This window comes from Endozoicomonas sp. ISHI1 (assembly GCF_024606225.1).
In the GTDB taxonomy this organism is placed as follows: Bacteria; Pseudomonadota; Gammaproteobacteria; order Pseudomonadales; family Endozoicomonadaceae; genus Endozoicomonas_A.
The window spans coordinates 14841-32449 of record NZ_JAGRPU010000001.1 but is presented as its reverse complement, the minus strand read 5'-3'; the positions used below and the strand labels follow the sequence as shown (position 1 = coordinate 32449).

15 protein-coding genes are annotated in these 17609 nt (G+C 48.0%); 5 read left to right on the top strand and 10 right to left on the bottom strand.

The window, feature by feature from the left end:
- Positions 1-124 precede the first annotated feature (124 nt).
- Complete coding sequence (ppsA, locus tag KBW69_RS00095) at positions 125-2494, bottom strand: phosphoenolpyruvate synthase (protein WP_257279491.1); 2370 nt, start codon at positions 2492-2494, stop codon at positions 125-127.
- Positions 2495-2699: 205 nt separating this feature from the next.
- Here ppsA and KBW69_RS00090 point away from each other — a divergent pair, with 205 nt between their 5' ends.
- Complete coding sequence (locus KBW69_RS00090; protein ID WP_257254865.1) at positions 2700-3521, top strand: pyruvate, water dikinase regulatory protein; 822 nt, start codon at positions 2700-2702, stop codon at positions 3519-3521.
- Positions 3522-3541: 20 nt separating this feature from the next.
- On the opposite strand, the gene prpF is transcribed toward KBW69_RS00090, so the two are convergent.
- The 5 genes from prpF to KBW69_RS00065 all read right to left on the bottom strand — a co-directional run bounded on the left by prpF (position 3542) and on the right by KBW69_RS00065 (position 10127).
- On the bottom strand, positions 3542-4732 hold the full coding sequence (gene prpF / locus KBW69_RS00085; RefSeq protein WP_257254866.1) for a 2-methylaconitate cis-trans isomerase PrpF: 1191 nt from the start codon (positions 4730-4732) through the stop codon (positions 3542-3544).
- 2 nt (positions 4733-4734) lie between these two features.
- Positions 4735-7335 (bottom strand): Fe/S-dependent 2-methylisocitrate dehydratase AcnD, encoded by a 2601-nt coding sequence (gene acnD, locus KBW69_RS00080; protein ID WP_257279490.1) that lies wholly within the window; start codon positions 7333-7335, stop codon positions 4735-4737.
- 18 nt (positions 7336-7353) lie between these two features.
- The gene (prpC, locus tag KBW69_RS00075) at positions 7354-8484 is read right to left on the bottom strand and encodes a 2-methylcitrate synthase (protein WP_373690661.1); all 1131 of its coding nucleotides are present in this window, start codon (positions 8482-8484) and stop codon (positions 7354-7356) included.
- 50 nt (positions 8485-8534) lie between these two features.
- Complete coding sequence (locus tag KBW69_RS00070; RefSeq protein ID WP_257254869.1) at positions 8535-9374, bottom strand: oxaloacetate decarboxylase; 840 nt, start codon at positions 9372-9374, stop codon at positions 8535-8537.
- A 63-nt stretch (positions 9375-9437) separates the two neighbouring features.
- Positions 9438-10127: a GntR family transcriptional regulator gene (locus KBW69_RS00065; protein ID WP_257254870.1), complete on the bottom strand. Its 690-nt coding sequence runs from the start codon at positions 10125-10127 to the stop codon at positions 9438-9440.
- 254 nt (positions 10128-10381) lie between these two features.
- Between KBW69_RS00065 and pabB the strand changes: the two genes are divergently transcribed.
- The gene (gene pabB / locus KBW69_RS00060; RefSeq protein ID WP_257279489.1) at positions 10382-11782 is read left to right on the top strand and encodes an aminodeoxychorismate synthase component I; all 1401 of its coding nucleotides are present in this window, start codon (positions 10382-10384) and stop codon (positions 11780-11782) included.
- Positions 11783-11854: 72 nt separating this feature from the next.
- The gene (locus KBW69_RS00055; protein WP_257254872.1) at positions 11855-12136 is read left to right on the top strand and encodes a hypothetical protein; all 282 of its coding nucleotides are present in this window, start codon (positions 11855-11857) and stop codon (positions 12134-12136) included.
- Positions 12137-12165: 29 nt separating this feature from the next.
- On the opposite strand, the gene cysB is transcribed toward KBW69_RS00055, so the two are convergent.
- Positions 12166-13140: an HTH-type transcriptional regulator CysB gene (gene cysB / locus KBW69_RS00050; protein WP_257254873.1), complete on the bottom strand. Its 975-nt coding sequence runs from the start codon at positions 13138-13140 to the stop codon at positions 12166-12168.
- A 198-nt stretch (positions 13141-13338) separates the two neighbouring features.
- Between cysB and KBW69_RS00045 the strand changes: the two genes are divergently transcribed.
- Both KBW69_RS00045 and KBW69_RS00040 read left to right on the top strand, forming a co-directional pair.
- Entirely contained in the window at positions 13339-14109 is a 771-nt protein-coding gene (locus KBW69_RS00045) for a sulfite exporter TauE/SafE family protein (RefSeq protein WP_257254874.1), read from the top strand.
- 197 nt (positions 14110-14306) lie between these two features.
- Complete coding sequence (locus KBW69_RS00040; RefSeq protein WP_257254875.1) at positions 14307-15383, top strand: 3-deoxy-7-phosphoheptulonate synthase; 1077 nt, start codon at positions 14307-14309, stop codon at positions 15381-15383.
- 43 nt (positions 15384-15426) lie between these two features.
- On the opposite strand, the gene KBW69_RS00035 is transcribed toward KBW69_RS00040, so the two are convergent.
- The 3 genes from KBW69_RS00035 to nfuA all read right to left on the bottom strand — a co-directional run bounded on the left by KBW69_RS00035 (position 15427) and on the right by nfuA (position 17362).
- Positions 15427-15744, bottom strand: coding sequence for a hypothetical protein (locus tag KBW69_RS00035; protein WP_257279488.1), 318 nt, complete (start codon positions 15742-15744; stop codon positions 15427-15429).
- Between the two features lie 234 nt (positions 15745-15978).
- The gene (gene greB / locus KBW69_RS00030) at positions 15979-16464 is read right to left on the bottom strand and encodes a transcription elongation factor GreB (RefSeq protein WP_257254877.1); all 486 of its coding nucleotides are present in this window, start codon (positions 16462-16464) and stop codon (positions 15979-15981) included.
- A gap of 316 nt (positions 16465-16780) precedes the next feature.
- Positions 16781-17362 carry a Fe-S biogenesis protein NfuA gene (gene nfuA, locus KBW69_RS00025; protein ID WP_257254880.1) on the bottom strand — a complete coding sequence of 194 codons (582 nt, stop codon included), beginning with the start codon at positions 17360-17362 and terminating at the stop codon, positions 16781-16783.
- Positions 17363-17609 lie beyond the last annotated feature (247 nt).

Here is a 17609-nt window from a genome sequence, read left to right as displayed (position 1 = left end):
ACAGACAGGATCTGATGGCAAAAAGTCTACAGGAATCAGGAGAGTAAAGAAGACAAGGGAATTGAATAGTCAGTATAAACAGAGATGATGAAGCCCGCATTGCGAGCTTCATCTTTGCATCAAACTATTGAGATCCATTATCAGCAAGGTACAACCAGGTTTCCAGCACAGAGTCCGGATTCAGGGATACTGTCTCAATACCCTCCTCCATCAGCCACTTGGCGAAATCAGGGTGGTCACTGGGGCCCTGACCGCAAATACCTATGTACTTACCTTGCTTTCTACAAGCCTGAATAGCCATCGACAATAACTGCTTGATGGCCGGATTACGTTCATCAAAGAGATGGGCAATCAAGCCAGAATCCCGGTCCAGACCCAGAGTTAGCTGAGTCATATCATTGGAACCAATGGAGTAACCATCAAAGTACTGAAGGAAGTCCTCTGCCATCAACGCATTGGAAGGCAGCTCGCACATCATGATGACTCGCAGACCGTTTTCACCTCGTTTCAGACCCAACTTTTCCATGATGGTAGTCACCTGAGCTGCTTCGTTCGGCGTTCTAACAAATGGCACCATCAGCTCAACATTGGCCAGCCCCATTTCATCACGAACCCGCTTCATGGCCCGGCATTCCAGTTCAAAACAATCCTGAAAATCTTCAGAGATATAACGTGACGCTCCCCGGAAGCCCAGCATCGGGTTTTCTTCATGGGGCTCATAGAGATGGCCACCCAACAGATTGAAGTACTCATTGGACTTGAAGTCAGATAAGCGAACAATGACTTTTTCCGGAGCAAAGGCTGCGGCAATGGTAGAGACGCCTTCCACCAGCTTATCAACATAAAAGTCTACCGGACTGCCATAGCCTGAAATGCGCTCCCCCACCTGACGCTTCACATCCGCAGGCAGCCGCTCAAAATTCAGCAGGGCTTTGGGATGCACACCAATCATCTTGTTGATGATGAATTCAAGCCTGGCCAGACCTACTCCCTTATTTGGCAGTCGAGAGAAGCTGAAAGCACGGTCTGGATTTCCCACGTTCATCATCAGCTTAAAAGGCAGTTCCGGCATAACATCCAGATCTCTGACCTTATGTTCAAAGTTCAACAAGCCCTCATAAATAAAACCCGTATCACCTTCTGCACAGGAGACCGTTACCAAAGCACCTTCCCTGAGCCTGTAAGTCGCATCGCCGCAACCCACAACAGCAGGAATGCCCAGCTCACGCGCAATGATAGCCGCATGACAGGTTCTGCCACCCCGATTCGTCACGATGGCAGATGCCCGTTTCATCACCGGCTCCCAATCAGGATCAGTCATGTCAGTAACCAGCACATCGCCTTGCTGAACCTTGTCCATCTCATCAATATCTTCAATCAGGCGAACCTTGCCCTGACCGATTTTCTGACCAATACTGCGACCTTCAACCAGCAATTCCCCCTTCTCTCTAAGGATGTAACTTTCCAGTTTTCTGCCACTATTCTGGCTTTGCACGGTTTCAGGGCGAGCCTGTACAATATAGAGTTGCTGATCATCACCATCTTTAGCCCACTCGACATCCATTGGGCAGCCGTAATGCGCTTCAATAGCCATGGCCTGACGGCACAATTCGGTGGCGTCCTCATCGCTGATAGAAAACTGCCCTCTGGCATCCAGATCCACATCAACTGTTTCTACCGAACGCCCTGCAGAACTGCCCCGGCCGTATACCATCTTAATCGCCTTGCTGCCCAGGGTACGCCTCAAAACACCAGGGCGTCCGGCTTTGACTGCAGGCTTGTAGACATAAAATTCATCCGGATTGACGGCACCCTGTACGACCGTCTCCCCCAAACCGTAAGAAGCCGTAATAAATACAGCCTGATCAAAACCAGACTCAGTATCCAGAGTAAAGAGAACCCCGGAAGAACCGGTCTCGCTGCGTACCATTCTCTGAATACCGGCAGACAGCGCCACATTCCTGTGATCAAAGCCCTGATGAACACGGTAAGCAATAGCTCGGTCATTAAAAAGTGAAGCAAACACTTCGCGAACAGCTACCAATACGTTTTCTGCGCCGCGAATATTCAGGAAAGTCTCTTGTTGACCAGCAAAAGAGGCGTCTGGAAGGTCTTCCGCCGTTGCCGAGGAGCGAACCGCCACTGGCAGATCATCATCTCCGGAAAGAGACTGGTAAGCTTTGATAATGGACTCTTCCAGTTCCGGCCTGAAAGGCTCATCCATAATCCAGCGACGTATTTTTGCACCAGCCGTGGTCAGTGCCCTGATATCATTGATATCCAGGTCATCCAGAAGGCTATGAATTCTTTGATACAGTCCATTGCCATCGAGAAAGTCCCGATAAGCCTCTGCCGTTGTTGCAAAACCACCAGGGACTTTTACCCCGACTTTGCTCAAACCACTGATCATCTCGCCCAGAGAGGCGTTCTTCCCGCCTACTTTTTCGACGTCACCCATGCCCAGAGTTTCCAGGCCCACTACAAAATTATTCAAAGCAGCATTCCCCGCTCTTTTCTATCTGCTTATGGCTGTTTCGGCTAGCCAGGTGCGCTTGTATGCTTATGGCCGGCGCTTGGCTTTCTTGTACAAAAGACAACCGTCTGATATACCAAATTCAGTCCAGCCTATCGCTTCCGTGTTTCGGCAGGTACACTATGTTAGATTTTGTTATAAAATGAAATACCTTGAAGGAAAAAAAGTGAAAAGAACGGCAATTTTTGTTTCAGACGGTACCGGAATCACTGCAGAGTCGTTCGGACAGAGCCTCCTCGCGCAATTTGAAGGTCATGAGTTTCAACACGTTACCTTCCCTTATATAGATTCAACTGAAAAAACCATTCAGCTGATTGAGAAGATTCACAGTATTCACAAAGAAGAACAAATTAGACCTGTCGTCTTCATGACAGTACTGAATGAAGACGTTAGTCGCATACTCCACACGAGTGGTGCCTATATAATAGACCTCTTCCAAACTTTTCTACCGGGCCTTGAGCATGAGTTTGGTCAACACCCTCTCTATAGAACAGGCAAGAAACGTTCCACAACTCACAGCCACAGTTACCACCGACGTATAGAAGCCGTTCAATTTGCTCTTGATAATGATGACGGAGCAAAAACAAGAAATTATGACAAAGCGGATATTATTCTGCTGGGAGCATCCAGAAGTGGCAAAACTCCGTCCTGCATTTACCTGGGTCTGCAGTTTGGTATCTTTGCAGCGAACTATCCCATCACAGAAGAAGATCTGGATGAACCACTCAGGCTTCCCAAACCCTTGCAACCACACAGGGACAAACTATTCGGACTGACGATACACCCCGGCCGACTGGCTGGTATTCGTAACGAGAGACGCCCGAACTCACGTTATTCGTCCAGTCAGCAATGTCAGTTTGAAATCCACACGATTGAGCGGATTTATCGCAAGGAGCGTATTCCCTATATCAACAGTACTGATTACTCCGTTGAAGAAATTTCTACTCGTATCATGGATCTTGCTCAACTGAAACGACGACTGAAGTAGTATTTAACGGACTCACGAATTTAAAAAGAATCTCCGGGGATCTTTACCCAGCCTTCCATGAGAACTCGGGCACTGCGACTCATAATGGCTTTTTTCGCCCTCCACTCTCCGTTTTCCAAGACAGGTTCGGCTCCAACACGCAGAATTCCGGAAGGGTGTCCGAAACGAACCCTTTTATGTTCACCGCCACCTGCCGCCAGGTTCACCAGTGTTCCGGGAATAGCAGCAGCAATACCGATGGCTACCGCAGCGGTACCCATCATCGCGTGGTGAAGCTTACCCATAGACAAGGCTCTCACTAACAGATCAATATCATCCATTTTGATCTCTTTACCACTGGATGCGGTATAAGGGGTGGGCTTAGCCACAAAGGCTATCTTGGGAGTGTGCTGACGTTGCGCAGCTTCATCTATATGGTCAATGAGCCCCATCTTAACCGCAGCATGAGCGCGAATAGTTTCAAAACGAGCCAGCGCCTCTTGGTCGCCATTTATGGCCTCCTGCAACTCGGTTCCGGTATAGCCCAACTCCTGCGCATTCAGGAAAACAGTTGGAATACCCGCATTAATCAGCGTCACTTTTAGCCTCGCACACTCCACAACATGAGTAGGAACTTCCAGATCATCGATCAGGTTACCCGTTGGAAACATAGCCCCTTCGTCGTCTGCTGGATCAAGAAACTCCACCTGAACTTCTGCCGCCGGGAAAGTGACACCATCCAGCTCAAAGTCTCCAGTTTCCTGGACCTCTCCGTTAGTGATGGGCACATAAGCAACGATGGTCTTTTTGATGTTGGCCTGCCAGATGCGCACTACAGAAACACCATTTACAGGTACACGAACGGGATCAACCAGACCTTTACTGATTGCAAACGCACCGACAGCAGCGGTCAGGTTGCCACAATTACCACTCCAGTCTACAAAGGGCTTATCAATGGAAACCTGACCAAACAGGTAATCAACATCGTGATCCGGCTGGCTGCTTTTCGACAAAATGACAGTTTTACTGGTGCTTGAAGTAGCCCCCCCCATACCGTCAGTATGCTTCCCGTAGGGGTCAGGGCTACCAATCACACGCAACAACAGGTTGTCCCGGACTTCGCCGGCAACCTGTGCGCGCTCAGGCAGATCTTCCAGACTAAAGAAAACGCCTTTACTGGTGCCGCCTCTAATATAACTAGCGGGCACCTTGATCTGAGGCTCATGCGACATTCTTATTTGCCCTCCAGAAAGTCCTTGGCAAATCGTTGCAGTACACCACCAGCAGCGTATACAGACACTTCTTCTTCCGTATCAAGACGACAAATGACGGGCACTTCCAACCTTTTTCCATTGGCACGGTGAATCAGCAGCGTCAGGTTCGCTAGTGGCCTACGCCTGCCGACTACATCATAGGTTTCAGTACCATCCAGACCCAGAGTCTTTCGGGTGGTGCCATCCTTGAATTCCAGCGGCAGAACCCCCATACCCACCAGATTGGTTCTATGGATACGTTCAAAACCTTCAGCCACGATGACTTCAACACCGGCTAGACGTACACCTTTCGCAGCCCAATCACGGGATGACCCCTGACCATAATCGGCACCTGCAACAATAATCAGTGGCTGCTTGCGGTTCATGTAGGTTTCAATCGCTTCCCACATTCGGGTTTCTTTACCTTCAGGCTCAATACGGGCCAGAGAACCCTGTTTCACTGCTCCCCTGTCATCGAGGCACATTTCGTTCAGCAGTTTAGGGTTGGCAAAAGTCGCTCGCTGTGCGGTTAGATGGTCACCACGATGTGTGGCATAAGAGTTGAAATCCTCTTCAGGCAATCCCATTTTCGAAAGATATTCACCCGCAGCAGAAGTTGCCAGGATGGCATTTGATGGTGACAGGTGATCGGTAGTAATGTTGTCACCCAGGAGAGCCAGAAGGCGCATGCCTTTCAAAGTTCGCTCTCCGGCCAGAGCTCCTTCCCAGTATGGAGGACGCCGTATGTAGGTACTCATTGGACGCCAGTCGTAAAGAGGACTCTTGGCTTCTTCTGTCATACCCAAGTCAAACATGGGGATGTAAACTTCGTTGAACTGCTCAGGTTTCACATACTCAGCAACGATCTCATCGATCTCTTCATCACTTGGCCAAATGTCTTTCAGTGTGACAGCATTACCCTCTTTATCCGTACCGAGTATATCTTTTTCTATATCAAAACGTACGGTACCGGCAATGGCATAAGCGACTACCAGAGGCGGAGAAGCAAGGAAAGCCTGCTTGGCATAAGGGTGAATACGGCCGTCAAAGTTGCGGTTACCGGATAATACTGCTGTAGAATAGAGGTCGCGATCAATCAATTCTTTCTGAATGTCCGGGTCCAGGGCACCACTCATACCGTTACAAGTCGTACAGGCATAACCGACAATCCCAAAACCCAGTTTCTCCAACTCAGGTAATAATCCTGAGGCTTGAAGGTAAAGCCTCGCAACTTTGGAGCCTGGCGCAAAAGAGGATTTAACCCAGGGCTTACGAACCAGACCGAGCTTATTGGCCTTGCGAGCAATAAGGCCTGCAGCCACAACATTTCGAGGATTACTGGTATTGGTACAGCTGGTGATGGCAGCAATAATCACAGCACCATCGGGTAGAAGACCTGCTTTTTCTTGGGTCTGAGCTTTATCCAGATCGACAGCAATGCCACGCTGAGCCAGTTCCGAGGTGGGCAAACGACGATGCGGGCTGGATGGCCCCGCCATGTTTCGAACAACAGTGGACAAATCAAATGTGAGAACACGCTCGTACTCAGCCGTTTTCAGATCATCTGCCCAGAGGCCGCTGACCTTGGCATAATTTTCAACCAGCGCCACCTGCTCCGGCTTGCGCCCAGTCAGCTTCAGATAATCGATGGTTTGTTCATCAATGTAAAACATGCCCGCGGAAGCACCAAATTCCGGTGTCATGTTGGAAATAGTGGCACGGTCACCAATGGTCAGATCTACAGCACCTTCACCAAAGAACTCGAGGTAAGAAGAAACAACACCTTCTTTTCGCAAAAACTCTGTAATGGCCAGAACAATATCGGTTGCTGTCATACCAGGTTGACACTTGCCTACCAGCTCAACACCAATAATCTCTGGAAGACGCATCATGGAAGGACGCCCAAGCATAACCGTTTCAGCTTCCAGCCCACCTACACCCATCGCAATAACACCCAGCGCATCGATATGGGGCGTATGGCTGTCAGTGCCTACACAAGTATCCGGATAAGCGACACCTTCACGGACCTGAATAACCGGAGACATTTTCTCCAGATTAATCTGGTGCATGATACCGTTACCCGCCGGGATAACATCAACATTTTTAAAGGCCGTTTTGGTCCACTCAATAAAGTGAAAACGATCCTCATTACGACGATTTTCAATGGCACGGTTCTTTTCAAAAGCCAGAGGGTCAGAACCACCGGACTCTACAGCCAGTGAGTGATCAACAATCAACTGTGTTGGAACAACTGGATTGACCTCGGAAGGGTCACCCCCCTGCTCAGCAATCGCATCACGCAGGCCAGCCAGATCAACCAGAGCTGTTTGACCGAGAATATCATGACACACGACACGAGCAGGATACCAGGGAAAGTCCTGATCGCGCTTGCGTTCTATGATCTGCTTGAGGGCCTCTGTCAAGATTGCAGGATTACAGCGACGAACGAGCTGCTCAGCCAGAACGCGAGAGGTGTAAGGCAGCCTTGCGTAGGCACCAGTCTGAATGGCTTCGATGGCTGCACGAGTGTCGAAATAGTCCAGTCGGGTGCCCGGTAATGGTTTGCGATATGCACTGTTCATAACATCAGTCCTTCAGTTTTATGGACGATCTTTGATCGCCACCCAGTCAACACTTTCTGGACCGGTGTAGTCCGCAGAAGGACGAATAATACGATTATTAGCACGCTGCTCCATGACGTGTGCAGTCCAACCAGAAACACGTGAACAAACAAAGATCGGTGTAAACAGTTTGGTTGGAATGCCCATGAAGTGATAGGCAGAAGCGTGGAAGAAATCAGCATTACAGAACAATTTCTTCTCACGCCACATGACCGCCTCAACACGTTCGGAAACAGCATACAGGTATTCATCAACTGAATGCTCAGACAGTTTCTTTGACCACTCTTTAATAATATCGTTACGAGGGTCAGACTCACGGTAAATCGCGTGACCGAAGCCCATAATTTTTTCTTTACGAGCCAGCATGGTCATAATGTTCTGCTCCGCTTCATCGGCAGAGCGCCAGTTCTCAATCATTGCCATAGCTGCCTCGTTTGCACCGCCATGTAAAGGTCCACGCAGTGAGCCGATTGCAGCGGTTACACAGCTGTGAACATCAGAGAGAGTGGAAGCACAAACACGGCCGGTGAAGGTAGAAGCATTAAATTCATGCTCAGCATAAAGGATCAGGGAGGCATGCATTACCTCTACATGCAGAGGTTTCGGCTTCCTGTTATGCAAGGTCCACAGAAACTGCTCAGCAATGGAGTCTGCTTCAGTATCAACATTAATTCGAATGCCGTTGTGACTGAAGTTGAACCAGTAATTAATCATGCCCGGGAAGAGGGCCAGCATACGGTCGATGTGATCCAGCTGTTCGGAGAAATCCTGCTCAGTTTCCAGATTACCCAGCATTGAACAACCGGTGCGCATAACGTCCATTGGGTGTGCACCGGCAGGAATCTCTTCCAAAACGACCTTCAGGGCATCGGGCAGTGAACGCATACTTTTCAGACGGTTTTTGTAAGCATCAAGCTCGGTCTGATTCGGCAGCTTGCCATAAAGTAACAGATAAGCGACTTCTTCAAACTGTGCTTTATCAGCCAGCTCCTTGATATCATAGCCACGATAAGTCAGACCAGAACCGGTTTTACCAACGGTACACAGTGCGGTTTCACCAGCAGACTGACCACGCAGGCCGGCGCCGCCCGGTTTCTTATTGGAAAGCATCTTTTCTGCCATGATCGTTCTCCGTTTTTCTTATTGAATGAGTGTTACGGTTAAGGATTAAGAAACTCTTGGGTCTTAACCAGACGCTCACGTTCCTGAAACGTCATCATGCCATCGGCAATCGCACCACTGTTGCCATCGCGCTTGATGACTTCAAGCACTTCACGCATCGCGGTCACTGCCGCTCGCTGAAGATCAGACGGAATGATGATGAGCTGATAACCCATTGCCTTCAGAGCTTCTGTAGGTACCAATGGGGTCTTGCCACTGTAAAACATATTGATCAGTTTCGGACCAGTAACCTGTTTGGCAATCTCTTCAATCTGCTTAATAGTCTGGGGCGCTTCAACAAACAACATATCCGCTCCAGCTTCAACATACGCCTTGGCTCGTTCGATCGCATCGCCAAAGCCGGTTACAGCAATAGCATCCGTTCTTGCTATGACAGTGACATTACCGGCGTACCTGGCAGCAACGGACACTTTCTTGCACATCTCCTCAATGGAAACCAGGGATTTGCCATCCAGATGCCCGCAGCGCTTTGGAAACTCCTGATCTTCCAGATGAAAGCCACACACGCCGGCGTTTCTGAACAGTTTTACGGTGCGCTTGACATTAACTTCGTTTCCAAAACCGGTATCCGCATCGGCAATCACAGGAAGTGAAGTGGCTTCACAGATTTGACGAACACGATCGACCACTTCAGTTAACGTCAGCAGACCAATATCAGGCACACCTGTGCTTCTCGCTATAGCACCACCACTTCCGTATAAGGCAGAGAAACCCGCCTCCTCACCCAGGCGGGCAGAGATACCATCGTATACGCCGGGTGCGGTAACAATGCCTTCTTTAGCAATCAGTTGATTGAGCGCGTTGTTTTTATCAGTCATTTGACTTCCTCTTCTTATCCAGAAAAACGTTTCGCCCCCCTGAGGTCAGGGTTACTTCATTTGCTAATGCTGGTGACCGGAGTCGATGCATTGTTCAATTTCTTTTCTGGCCCGGGCAATATGACGGCGCATTAATATTTCGGCCAGTTCACCATCACGCTCTTTCAGAGCCCTGAAGATCATCTGATGCTCAGTCAACGCTTCCTCAGGACGAGCAGGACGACCTGACGTTTTCCGGTACATTTGAATCAGATAATAGAGCTCATCACAGAGCGACCGTATCAGCCTTTGGTTGCAGGAGCCGTTGATCACACGATAATGAAAATCCAGATCGCCTTCTTGATCAATGTATGACTGACCATTCTGCTCATGAATATGGCTGGCGTGTGTTTTCAGCAGAGATTCGAGATCCAGCAGCTGCTGATCAGACATATGGATCGCTGCCAGACGAGCAGCCATTCCCTCAAGCGCCTCCCGAATGGCAAATATTTCTGACAAGTCACTCTGGTTAAGGGTGACTACCGTGGCGCCGACATGAGGCGCACGAACAACAAGACCGGTACCTTCAAGCTTCAAAATAGCCTCACGAAGAGGACCACGCCCGACTCCGTACTTTCTTGAGAGCTCTGGCTCAGAGATCCGGCAGCCCTGACTTAAGCGACCCGAAATAATATCTCCGATCAGCAGGCCCGCAACTTCTTGCGCCTGAGTGCCGACACGAACCGGGTCGTTGTTTCTGAGCGTTTCAGTCATGATAATTGTTTACAATATTCTTTTTTAAAGCCATTTATACATCAGTCAAGCTTTAATATACAGACTATTGTTAACAATCCAGTAATTGGCAAATATTCTTGCCAGAGAAATTGCTTCTAAATCAACTAAAACTGCTTTCTGAGAGCCCGACTCGCCTCTTAAAAGCACTCCTGAACAATAAAACAGCAGAAAAGTCCGTAGCGCCGACAACACTCTGAAGGTAGAATGCGCGTCTGATCTGACCCGGGATTTTCATGCCTTCTATGAAAGAGCTATTCATCGTTGAACTGGAGTACATGAGTGACTCCAGCCCTTATTTCGAGCTTTTTACCGCGCAACCCTGGGCCTGTTATCTTGACAGCTGTTCTCCCTCTTTCACAAAAGAGCAACACAATCGCTATGACATTATCACGGCTGACCCCTGGGCCGTTGTTACTGTTGACGGCAATTACCACACTAAGACCATCAATCGTCTATCCGGCGAAAGTCGGATTCAGAGTGATCAATCCCCGTTCAAGATTCTGAATGATTTACTGGCCACCATGTCAAAAGTGGAGCATCCTGATTTACCCTTCACGGGTGGTGCACTGGGATTCTGGGGTTATGAACTATGTGGCTTGACCGAGCCAGAAAAAATTCAGCCGCGACAGCTGGAAGTGCCTTTAATGAGTGTAGGCCTCTACCACTGGGCCATTATTTCCGATCACCAACAGCAAAAAACCATTTTTTTCAGTCACCCTGATATGCCAGACAATGACCGGAAAAGCATTGTTGCTCGCATTCATAACAAAGCAAAGCCCGAGAGTGCGGCGCCATTCCAACTGCAGGAAAAATTTTCTACCACCATCAATGAAGCAGAGTATGAATCGGCCTTTAAGAAAGTGCAGGACTACATACTTGCCGGTGATACCTATGAAGTCAATTTGACTCAGGAATTCACCAGTCGATATCATGGCGATTGCTGGCAGGCCTACAAATATCTCAGAAAAGTCAGTCCCGCGCCCTATTCTGCTTACCTCTCCCATCTTGATGTTACTGTCCTGAGTCACTCGCCGGAGCGATTTATAAAAGTGACTGATTCCAAGGTAGAAACTCGCCCCATAAAAGGTACAAGACCTCGTGGTAAAACACCTGAAGAAGATCTCGCCCACGCTGAAGAATTACTGGCCAGCGAAAAAGATCGCTCTGAGAACCTGATGATTGTTGACCTTCTGAGAAATGATCTTGGTAAAGTCTGCAAACCCGGAAGCATTAACGTTCCAAGACTGTTTGAACTGGAAAGTTATGCTAATGTCCATCATTTGGTCAGCACAGTGACCGGTGAACTCAGTCAGGAACACAGCATTCTTGAGTTGATGGAATCTGCCTTCCCGGGCGGTTCAGTCACCGGTGCACCTAAAATCAGATCCATGGAAATCATTCGTGAACTTGAAGCTGTTGCCAGGAATGTATACTGCGGAGCAATAGGCTATATCAGCTGCAACGACAGGATGGATACCAGCATTACCATCCGAACTCTGGTTGCCCAGAATCAAAAACTTCACTGCTGGGGTGGAGGAGCCATTGTTGCAGATTCAGACTGCCATCAAGAGTATCAGGAATCCATAACCAAGGTTAAAAACCTGATGACAGCTCTCGAGACTTTCTGCAGGTAAAGAACTATGGGCGAAGAAAAAACAGCATTTTCGTAATAAAATAAACCGCAAGCCACCTACAGGAGACTCTTGATGAAGATCACCATGGTCAAAAAAATAATGGCAGATGGCAGCCCCTGCAAAAAATGCAGCGAAGTTTTGGAGCGGCTCGAAAGCTCCGGCCACTTTGGGAAAATTGACCAGGTACTGATCGCCAAAGAAGGTGATGCTTCAAGCGAAGGGGCTCGTCTGGCCGAATTCTACAAAGTGAACAAGGCCCCCTTCTTTGTGGTCGAGGAAGAAGGTCAGGAACCGAAAATTTACACAGTTTACTTCAAGCTGGTCAAGGAAGTACTGAACCGGCAAGCTGCGTGATGCAGCTGCCGCTTCAAAGGATAGAAAAGTCAGTGATCGGGGAGCTGAATACCAGAAAACAACTCATCCACTTCTACTTTGTTATGTCTTGAAATCGCTTCCTGCACGACTTCTTTAGACAAATGTGGTGCAAAGTGCTGAATGAAGTCGTACATAAATCCGCGCAAGAAGGTCCCTCTTCTGAAACCAATCTTAGTGACACTGGGCTCAAACAGATGGTCTGCATTCAGAGGAACCAGATCAGAATCCAGTTCCGGATCGTAAGCCATCTTCGCAACAATACCCACACCCAGCTTCAATCTTACATAGGTTTTGATGACATCAGCATCGGTTGCGGTGAATACAACTCTGGGTGACAAACCTTCATTCATAAAAGCTTCGTCCAGTTTGGAACGGCCAGTAAAGCCAAAGACGTAAGTCACCAGGGGATACCGGGCAACATCCTGCAGTGTCAACTCAGATATTTGTGCCAGCGGATGATCCTTCGGAACGAGCACACAGCGATTCCAGCGATAGCAGGGCATCATGACCAGATCGTTAAAAAGTTCGAGCGCTTCTGTTGCAATGGCAAAATCAACCACGCCGTCTGCAGCCATCTCAGCAATCTGGATGGGCGCTCCCTGATGCATGTGCAGGGACACATCTGGATACTGAGAAATAAATTTGTTGATGATATCAGGCAGTGCATAGCGAGCCTGGGTATGCGTCGTTGCAATAGACAGGGAACCTTTACGCTCATCACTGAACTCTTGTGCCACCTGTTTGATGCTTTCGACTTTTCTGAGAATCTCACCTGCAGTCTCTATAATTTTTTCACCAGCCGGGGTGATTCGGGTCAGATGCTTGCCGCTGCGGGCAAACACCTCTACACCCAGTTCATCCTCCAGCAGGCGGATCTGTTTGCTGATACCGGGTTGCGAGGTATATAGACTCTGCGCTGTGGCGGATACATTGAGATCATGGTGAGCGACCTCCCAGATATAGCGCAGTTGTTGCAGCTTCATTGATGGCCTCCGGTCGAGCTAACGTCTACCCATAGTGTGAAAAAAATATGAGTACTCTTAGTTCATAGCGGCATAAGAGAATATCATTTAATTACTTCCAAGAATACAAGCCGGTCGCTACAGTTACCAGCGAATCATGCAGCTTTAATCATGATTTCAAACATCGCCTGAGCTACTTATAACTTTAGACCATATTTGATGGACACATTGCTCTACATTTCAGCGGGTGCCAGCGTGGGTTTTGCCGTTGGCTTAACCGGCATAGGAGGCGGGTCTCTGATGACTCCACTGCTCCTTTTATTCGGATTTCCGACCCACATAGCAATAGGAACGGACCTGTTGTATGCCGCCCTGACCAAAGTCAGCGGCGTCTGGGTTCATCACCAACAAAAAAGTGTTAACTGGCAACTCGTAAAGCTCCTGTGCCTGGGAAGTATTCCAGCCACTTTGGCTACAGTATTCCTGTTGAAATATCTTTTCACCGGAAGCGATCATTATAGCCCGATACTTACTACCTGCCTTGGCTTTATGCTCACTTTGACAGCGCTGGTGCTTATATTTAGCAACAAACTCAGCAAATTGCAGTTTTACAACCGCAAAATCCTGTCCGGAAACAGGCTGAAATACTTTACAGTGTTAATGGGGATGGTGCTTGGCGTATTGGTCACTCTGTCATCTGTAGGAGCCGGGGCACTTGGCACAGCGATTCTCTTACTGATATACCCCACACTGGTTCCTGTGCGAGTAGTCGGCACTGAACTGGCCCACGCAGTACCACTGACCCTTGTCGCTGGTCTCGGTCATACACTCTTGGGCAATGTGGACTTTAACCTCCTGGGAAGCCTGATGATCGGCTCTGTACCGGCCATTTATTTTGGCACTAAAATTGGCAAGTACCTGCCAGAAAAAGTCATGCGCATGATTCTTGCTATTATTCTGCTGGTACTGGGTATTCACTATCTGATATGAGCCAACAAGATTCTACAATAATTGCAACGACTTAAAATTAAGCAAAATTATTATTCATGGGGTTGTAGCAACCATGGTTCTTGATTAGAGTGGACGACCGTCGCTGATCCCTGCAAGTCCGACTTATCCTTACCCGGGCAGGCAATCTCAGGCGCAAACCCGTGAGGGAGCAACAATCAAAATTGAGAGCGCAATCAATGGCCATATTACCAATTGAAAACCTGAACATTGAATCTCAGGACTTACTGGTCACTCCAGAGCAGCTGAAAAGTGAAATTCCCTTGAGCGAAGCTGCTGAGCGTACCGTTTCCGAAGGCCGTGAAGTTATCCGCAACATTCTCGATGGCAAGGATCATCGTCTGTTTGTAGTGGTAGGTCCCTGCTCTATCCACGATGTTGAAGCTGCCATGGATTATGCCGGGCGTCTGAAGAAACTGGCAGACGAGCTAAGCGATACTCTCTATCTGGTCATGCGCGTCTATTTTGAAAAGCCACGAACCACTATTGGCTGGAAAGGCCTGATTAACGACCCACACCTCAATGATTCCTTCAAGATTGAAGAAGGCCTGCACATTGGCCGTCGCCTGCTGATGGATGTCGCTGAGCTGGGTATGCCTTCTGCCACCGAAGCCCTGGACCCTATTTCCCCTCAATATTTGCAGGATCTGGTGTCCTGGTCTGCCATTGGCGCTCGTACCACTGAATCTCAGACTCATCGTGAAATGGCCAGTGGCCTGTCTTCAGCTGTGGGTTTCAAAAACGGTACAGACGGTGGTCTGGAAGTAGCGATTAACGCTCTGAACTCCGTAGCTAACCCTCATCGTTTTCTGGGCATTGATGGCAATGGTCAGGTAGCTGTTACCCGTACCAAGGGGAACAAGTATGGTCATATCGTTCTCCGTGGTGGTAACGGCAAGCCCAACTATGACTCTGTCAGCGTAACCCTGTGCGAGCAGGAACTTGAGAATGCCGACATTATGCCAAACATTATGGTAGATTGTTCTCATGCTAACTCTAACAAAGATCCAGCGCTTCAGCCTCTGGTTATGGAAAACGTCACCAACCAGCTTATCGAAGGCAACAAGTCTGTTGTAGGGCTAATGATTGAGAGTAACATTGGCTGGGGTGCCCAGAAGGTGCCTGCAAATCTGGAAGATCTGGAATACGGTGTATCCATCACTGATGCTTGCATTGACTGGGAAACGACGGAGAAAACCCTGCGTGATATGAGAGAAAAGCTGAAAAACGTGCTTCCTGCGAGAATTGCAGAATAATAAACAGTCTGACATGGTCAGGTTATGACTGTGTCAGAAACCTTTAAAATAAATCAAATTGATACCCTTGCGTCACCTCGTCAGTCTCAGATTCTCCACTCTCTACTTTCAAAACAGATAACAGATCCATCTGCGACTCTGGCGCTTCCATACCCACTTCACCGAGAAAGCCGGAAGAAACCTTCCGGCTTTTTGGCATATTACTGATTCTTCTATCTAAAATAGCAGCACATATGGGGCATATTTCCGATAGCAGTTGATTGGTTAACACTTCGTAACGATACGCACCGTGTAATACTTCTGTACACAGTGTCCGGTCAGAGCGAGACTCAATATCAAGATTGGCTTCTACCAAATGCATATACTGGGAGCCACAGGGTTTGATAATCTGAGCAACGAAAAAATTTGACAGTATGGCTTGTTTGTACCGCTTCACAGGTCTTTTATCTACTGGAAAAGCCAGAAACACCAAGAAAAAATGGCGTATTATGTTATACGTTTATGGCCGACCGTTATACACCCAAAAACCATCTTAGGTAAAAATACGGCAACAGGTTTTTCACCCTGATTACAAGGTCAGGAGCCGACAAAGCCATCAAAGTGAATGGAAAGGTTCATATTGTATCTTATTGATATACCAGACTTTATTTCCTTCCGGCGTCCTGACCATAACCTCATCATCAACCTGCCTGCCGATTAAAGCCCTTGCCATTGGCGAGTCCACGGTTATGTGCCCACGCTTGACGTCAATTTCATCAGACCCCACAATCCGGCAATGAAGAATCTCTCCTTCCTCATTTTCAAGCTCTATCCAGGCACCAAAAAAGGCTTTACCTTCCTGTTCCGGTGAATAATGCACTACTTTTACAATGTCGAGCCGCTTGGTGAGAAAGCGAATTCTTCGATCAATTTCTCTCAACAGCCTTTTACCTTCCTTATACTCAGCATTCTCACTTCGGTCACCTAATGCCGCTGCTTCAGAAACCGCCTGAGTTACTTTAGGTCTCTTATCCCGCCAGAGGTAATGCAATTCTTTTTTAAGCTTTTCTTTGCCAGCCTGAGTAATAAGATTCGATTTCATTGAATACCAATCCGTAAATTTCCAGCGAAAATAATGAGTTAATTGAACAACTTAAGCAAAAAAAAGTCATATCCTCAGTGATAAATCCGAGCTAATTAACAACTAATCATTCGTTTTTATTCAATCTCAAAATTTGAAATGAGTTTTGCAAACAATAACCAAAAAGCCAAATATGATTGTATAATATAAATAAATACCAGATGATACGACTTAGACCTTCGCTCATATCCAGTGCACAAAAAAACCGGCTTACGGGCTAATACACTCTTTCTGAAACAGAGTAATATCAGCCTATAAACCGGCCTTGAAGATAATATTACTTGAAGTAGGCATTCTCGGTAATGCTGTGATCTGTCACATCCCTGACACCTTTAAGCTCAGGAATTCGCTCAATCAAAGTTTTTTCTACACCATCTTTCAACGTTAAATCGACTGCGCTGCATCCTTGGCAACCACCACCAAACTGCAAGACAGCGACACCTTCATCAATCTCAACCAGGGAAACCACACCACCATGTGAAGCCAACCCCGGATTGATTTCGGTCTGCAGGAAATAATTGATCTTCTCGTCCAGCGGGCTATCTTCGCTGACTTGAGGCAGCTTGGCATTCGGTGCCTTGATGGTCAATTGGCCACCCAGCTTGTCTTCGGAAAAATCAACAACGGCGTCTTCCAGGTACTGCTCACTTTTTCCTTCCACACGGCAGTTAAAGTATTCCAGCTCAAGAATCAGATCCCCTTCCTTCTCCTCACCCGGCTTACAGTAGGCAAGGCAGGTTTCCGCGTAAGGAGTACCAGGCTGGGTAACGAACAGGCGCACACCAATACCCTCGACATTCTGTTTCTCCAACAGCGTGACCAGGTACTTTTGTGCTGCTTCCGTGAATGTAATATTCAACTCAAGAACCCTCTTGTCATTCTGCCGATATTCTATGCCATTAGGCGCTATGTTGAAATCCCCAGCAGGCCAGTCAGGTATTAAAGACATGTACTTGAACTTCGGAGGGTTATACCCCATTGCGGTCGATGCCTGCCTGATACTTCGCGAGTCCTCAGCCAGATGTGGAATTGTACCATTGCTACCCTTTTCACAAGCCTGTACCCTTTGCGCTCTTTTTCTGAGGTACAGGCGGATTTTGCCCTGT